The 5931-nt window shown below is 46.0% G+C and carries 5 protein-coding genes; 2 read left to right on the forward strand and 3 right to left on the reverse strand.

Annotation, left to right across the window (positions count from 1 at the left end; genetic code table 11):
* Together O9300_RS13740 and O9300_RS13745 are read right to left on the reverse strand one after the other, a co-directional pair.
* Nucleotides 1–578, reverse strand: a 578-nt coding sequence (locus O9300_RS13740; protein WP_287972197.1) for an RNA-guided endonuclease InsQ/TnpB family protein, incomplete at its 3' end; no start/stop codon positions are given.
* Entirely contained in the window at nt 500–727 is a 228-nt protein-coding gene (locus O9300_RS13745; protein WP_287972207.1) for a hypothetical protein, read from the reverse strand. The genes O9300_RS13740 and O9300_RS13745, both read right to left, overlap by 79 nt.
* Between O9300_RS13745 and O9300_RS13750 the strand changes: the two genes are divergently transcribed.
* Together O9300_RS13750 and O9300_RS13755 are read left to right on the forward strand one after the other, a co-directional pair.
* Nucleotides 681–1895: a polysaccharide biosynthesis/export family protein gene (locus O9300_RS13750; protein ID WP_287972204.1), complete on the forward strand. Its 1215-nt coding sequence runs from the start codon at nt 681–683 to the stop codon at nt 1893–1895. The two genes, O9300_RS13745 and O9300_RS13750, sit on opposite strands and share 47 nt — an antisense overlap.
* A gap of 117 nt (nt 1896–2012) precedes the next feature.
* Nucleotides 2013–4235 (forward strand): GumC family protein, encoded by a 2223-nt coding sequence (locus O9300_RS13755; RefSeq protein WP_287972199.1) that lies wholly within the window; start codon nt 2013–2015, stop codon nt 4233–4235.
* A gap of 6 nt (nt 4236–4241) precedes the next feature.
* Here O9300_RS13755 and O9300_RS13760 read toward each other — a convergent pair whose 3' ends face one another.
* Nucleotides 4242–5690, reverse strand: coding sequence for a family 10 glycosylhydrolase (locus O9300_RS13760; RefSeq protein WP_287972201.1), 1449 nt, complete (start codon nt 5688–5690; stop codon nt 4242–4244).
* Nucleotides 5691–5931 lie beyond the last annotated feature (241 nt).

Consider the following 5931-nt stretch of genomic DNA (forward strand, 5'->3'; position numbering starts at 1 on the left):
GTAATCACGAGGCTACTAATTCCTAAGTCAATTCCAATGGCTTTATCTGTTACTGGTAGAGGCTTAATCGTTGGGTCATCAAATCTAATTGAAATATGCCAACGTCCAGAAGGATGTAATCTGACTGTTACTGTACTTGGTTCACATCCGTCTGGTATTTGTCTTGACCATCGAATAGGTAAGGGTTCTGTGCATTTAGCTAAATAGATTTGTTTGTCTTTAAATTTAAAAGCAGATTTGGTAAATTCGGCACTTCCTCCCTGATGTTTTTTCTTAAAGTTAGGATACTTAGTACGACCAGCAAGGAAATTAGTAAAAGCTGTTTGTAGGTGTCTTAACCCTTGTTGTAAGGGTACACAGCTAACTTCGTTTAAAAACTCTAATTCTTCTTGTTTTTTCCAATCGGTTAGCATTGAAGAAGTTTCAGCATATCCTACTCTTTCTTGTCTTTCATACCATGCTTGTGTTCGTTCGTGGAGAGCTTTATTGTAAACTAATCTTACACAGCCCAATGTGCGCCGCAATAGCGACTCTTGTGTTGGTGTGGGGTAAAATCGAAACGAATAGGCTTTTTCCATGCCTCACATTCTAGAATATATCGTCTAAATGCGCTAGTATTTAACGGTAAAGCCGCCGTAAAACGGCGGGGTTTCAGACCCAAATTTTCGATGATTCCACCAATGCTCAACAAGTTTTTGCCAGTTAGTTTATTCAGAACTGGGGCCATAGCCTTATCAGGGTTGAGTCTGACAGGGTTCTTGTGGGTAATTGACTCCGAGAGACTCAAGGCCCAGGGTCCTTTGTCCATACCCCAGACTCAACCCGGAGCCGGGTTGGAATTTTTGCCCCCCCAACCCCCTAATCTCACCTTTCCTGAAAACACGATTCCCCCTACCGGCTACAGTCCACCGGTTTACTCTCCCAATAATCGCCAATCCCGACAAATTCAGGCCTATCGACTCGATATCGGCGATCAAATTACTGTCTCGGTTCCCGATTTTCCCGAATTTAATTCCACGGGGCCAGTGGATCCCGATGGTAATTTTCTGGTGCCGATTTTAGGGCGTATTCCGGTGCTCGGCTTGACTTTAGACGAAGTGCAAACTAAAATCCGCCTCGAATTGGGGCGAAAATACTTGCGGGAGGAACCGGAAGTGATTGCTGTTTTAACCACTGCCCGTCCCGTCCAGTTAACCATTCTGGGAGAGGTACAGCGACCGGGGTTTTATAGTATCGCTCCTAATACTCCCCTAGCGCAGGTACTTTTGGCGGCGGGGGGTGGCACTCCCAGAGCCGATCTGCGTTCGATCGTTGTCCGTCGGGTTTTAGTCGATGGTACAGTATTAGAGGAGAAACTTGACCTTTATACTCCCTTAATTAAAGGGGAACGCTTGCCAGATATGCGTCTGCAAGGGGGCGATGCCGTGATTGTTTCCAAGTTAGAAGTGGGCCAAGAAACGGGATATAATCGCACACTGGTGGCGAGAACCACCCTCACCCAGCAGAATATCACTGTCAGGGTTTTAGCTCCCTTAGTTCCTTCGGGAATTGCCCTGAGAAATGTTTCGATTCCTAATGGCAGTACCTTCCTCGATGTGGTGGCTAGTTTACCGGTTTCCGATCGCCTGCGGATTAATGTCAATGAAGTGTCCCTGCTACGTTTTGATAGTGCCAAAGGGGGAATTGTTAGTCAAACTTTGAGTCCGATAGCGGCAGTTAGGGGAGATATCTCCCAAAATGTTCCCTTAGAAGATCAAGACGTAATTATTGTCACCCGCACCCTATTAGGGGAAATTTTCGCCGCTTTTAATATCATTACCCAACCCATTCGGGATATTGCCAATTTTACCAATACAATTCTCAACCTTAGCAATCAATTCAATAACTTCCAATAATTGAGGGGCAACTTGCTCCCTTCACTCCTTAACACAACTTCATAAGCTAGGATTTCAAGGGCGAGAATCACTCTTGACCACTAAAATGTAAAGAATCTGGGAATATATTAAAAAGCTATGGCTCTACCAATTGTGAAACGATTTCTCATCTCGCTAGATCAGAACAAATTTGTGGGAATATTCGTCTTCCTCGTCTGTTTAGGTGGTTCTGTGATCTTTGCTCTCCTACCCGATCCTGAGAAACCCCCCACCTTTTATCGGGCGGTGGGACAATTGGCCTACCGGGTGCCGCCGCCAGCTTTTACCAGTACAGGAACCCAACTGCAAGAACAAGGGCGGGCTATTGACCGCGATTTACTGCTGTCTCCCCGGGTATTGGTCAATGCCGCCAAAAAACTGCAATTTAATCAGGAACAGATCGTTAAAATTCGCGATCGAGATTTGAAAATCACCTTCCCCGGTGAAGCGGAGGGACAAAAAAATAATAGCAATCGATCTACAGGAACCGACCAACCCCAAGAAATACTTTTAGAGTTAACGGCCGACTCCCAGTCCAAGGCGGAGTTAATTCTCGAAACCTTGATGAAGGAAATGGTGGAATACAGTCGCTGGCTGAATACTTCCCAGTTACGGGCCCGCATAGAAGCTCTCAGTGTCCGACTTAACGAAGTCCAAAAAGATTTAACCAGAGCCGAAGAAAAGTTTTATCGCTACATTAGTACCCAGGGTTCAGATTTATTGGCGATTCAAGATGGGAGTTTATTCACCGCGATCACCAGTAGTCAACAGCAACAGCGAGAAATTCGCCTAGAACTGCAAGGCATTCAAGGACAGATTAATAGTCTGAGTGAACAACTCGATTTAACCCCCGATCAAGCTTACACCTCCTCGGCCCTTAGTGCCGACCCGATTATTGCCAGTATCCGAGCGCAGATCTTGGACACGGAAACCCAATTGGAGCGACTACAGAAGGATTTACGTCCCGAACATCCCACCGTAGTTAAATTACGCAAACAACAGCAAGTTAACGAATCTCTCTTACAAAAAAGAGCCGCCGAGGTGATCGGAAAAGATGGCATCCTGACCGATCTTCCCAGCAGTCGCATCCGTCAGCAAAGTAATCTCGATGCCACCCGTCAACAACTAGCGGCTCAATTAGTCACCCTGCAAACCCAGCGCGAGGGTTTAATGAAACAATTAGAATCCTTAGTGACGCAGGAACAGCAATTACGCTCCCAATACGAGAAATTCCCCGATAAACAGCTACAGCAAGCTCGTTTAACCCAAGCCGTCGCCTTTCAACGGGGTATCTACGAGAATATTCTCAATGCTCTGGTGGATGCTCAGGCTGCAGAAGCGGAAACCGTGGGTAGTCTCACCGTCGCCCAACCGCCAGTGGCTCAACCGATCGAACAGGTGTTTAACCGCAAGAATCGTACCTTGATTCTCTTGGTGGGTGCTGGTTTGGGAACTTTAGCCGGATTGGGTACGATTCTCCTGTTAGCAGTGATCGATGATCGCCTGCACAGTCCCCAAGAATTGCGGGAAGCTTTGGTTAGTCGGGATATACTACTCTTAGGACAATTGCCCATTGTCCGGAATTTAGAGGGCGAGGAAATCGAGCCGATTCTCGCCGATGCTAATGCCAATTATCTCCCCTACTACGAACGTTTACGCAGTACCCTGCGACTTGTGGGCGGCGGCGAAACGGTGAAAGTGGTCATTGTCACCAGTATTACTGGCGGAGAGGGGAAAACTGCCACTGCCTATAATCTGGCGATCGCTGCGTCTTTAGCGGGCCGACGGACTCTGTTAGTCGAAGGAGATCTGAGAAGTCTTTCTAAGGCCGAAGAAATCGGAGTCACTCCCGATCCCAATTCTTTCCGAGAACCCCTACTTTACTACGGGGCAAAAAGTAAATCGATCCGGCTGGCCCCAAATATAGAAAACCTTTCCATTTTGCCTAGTCCCGGTCCGCAAAAACAAGCGGCAGCTATCATTGAATCGAGCGAATTACAATTAATTCTCAAAGATTCTCGCGGCCGTTTCGATCTGGTGATTGTGGATACTCCTTCTCTGTCTAGCTGTAATGATGCGCTGCTCTTAGAAGAACTAGCGGACGGGATTATTCTGGTAACGCGCCAGGGGATAACTCGTTCTAGTCTCTTGAGTGAAGCAACTGACCAGTTAACAGAAGCGGAAGTGAAAATTTTAGGGGCGGTGATTAACTACGTCGATATTACGCCGACTCTCAACACCGCCGAACCAGAACTGCCGCCTTTGATAGTTCCCCCACTACAGGAAAAAACAGAGACAGAGGAAGTGAAAGTGGAGGTGTAAATGCGGTTACTTATGACAAAATCTTCTGGCTTGATCGAATTGTGGTTCTTGCCAAGAAAAAGCAAAATGACTGATACTATCTATGGTGGGAAAGGCTATGCGAATCGCTTCCATTTGCACTTCTAAGGAGGGACGATTGTTATAGGGTTGTCCCCATAAACCCGCTAAAGCTGGGATAACAGGAGTTTGATTTCCCCTGCTTGCCACTACTCTTTTGATCTGATTAACCACACAGGTGGTATCGTTACAATTAGCGTAGGACATGGGATGCCATTCTAGGGAAGCGGGAAAACTATCCCAAGCTTGTAAACGGGAATCAAAACCTTGATTACCCACAAGACGATTTCCATCAGGAAAAAACACTGCCCCGGCGGGAATTCCCTGACGTTCCACTAGGGCAGAAAAATAACTAATATAATCAATTACACCCTGGGCAGCATGGGCAACCGCTAGGAACCAAAGTTCTAATTTGAGGCGATCAAAACGACTTTGAACTGATTGTTTCATCTCCTCTTCTAAGGGGATTCTACCCTGCCAAAGAGGGGCAGTTTCTTGGGGATAAAGGCGATCTGCTTCGACGATATCATGGGGGGAAATTTGGCCGCGAGTCAGATAGCGATCGATTAAAAATTTGCCCTTATTATTCAATCCTCGATTAATTAAAGCTTGTCGGGATGCCGGACTAAAAATCCATAAATCTTGGACATTATCAGCCACGGAATCGACTCCTGTTCCTCTGGGATAGCGAATATAATCAAATAAAACTCCATCGGGACGACGTTGTAAAATCGCTTCTAGGAGAATTAAATAATCCTGTCGCGCTTGATTGCTGTAGGGATCGACAAAAGTTTGGGATTGATCATCGACAAAAGAGGTGCTATCCTGTCCTTTACCATTGCGTGCTAACACCTCCTGTCGCTCGGGTTTTAAGCTATAAGCATAGCCAAAATTGAGGCTAAATAACCAAGCATAAACCTTTAACCCGCGTTTATGTCCCTGTTCGATCGCCTGTGCTAATAAATCCACATTTCCCGCACCCGGATTTTTAATCACGCTATCCCAAACGGTGGGATTATTGTTAGGAGGTAATAGGACTTGACCATCGGCGAAAACTTCCAAATAAACTATATTATAACCTTTGGCCACGATGCGATCAAGGATACTTTCTATCGATCCGGGGCGGGTATCACAGGAGTAGAGACGTAACCAGATTGCCTGTTCCTGTAACCAGTGTCGGGAACGACAAAAGCGCAATTGTGCAGCATATTTCTGCAATAAAATGTCATATTCTTGGGGGGAAGTTTGACGCAGATTTTCTTGTTGTTTGATTTCCGATTCGGACAGTTGACAATTATCATTGACCGCGAGGCTAGGGTTAATCCCTAGGGGACTACTCCAGAGGATTATAGCGAAGAAACAGGATAGCGATCGCAGATAATTGACTTTTTTTAACATAGTTGTTTACGGCAAAACTAGCAAAGGAGAAATTTCCTTAGTTTGCTATTTTTTTAGCCCTCTTCTAGAACTATAGCAAAAGTCTTAAGTAGGTAGGCACAATTATTTGTAGGATGGGTTAGCGGTAGCGTAACCCATGCGGGCGTTGGGTTTCATGCTTCAACCCAACCTTGTATATTGAGAGAAGTGGTAGACCGTCCCAACCTTGGTCAGAAAAGACCGCTTCGTAGCAAGGGTCACC

It is taken from the genome of Microcystis sp. LE19-195.1E, from assembly GCF_027532095.1.
GTDB classification, from domain to species: Bacteria; Cyanobacteriota; Cyanobacteriia; order Cyanobacteriales; family Microcystaceae; genus Microcystis; species Microcystis aeruginosa.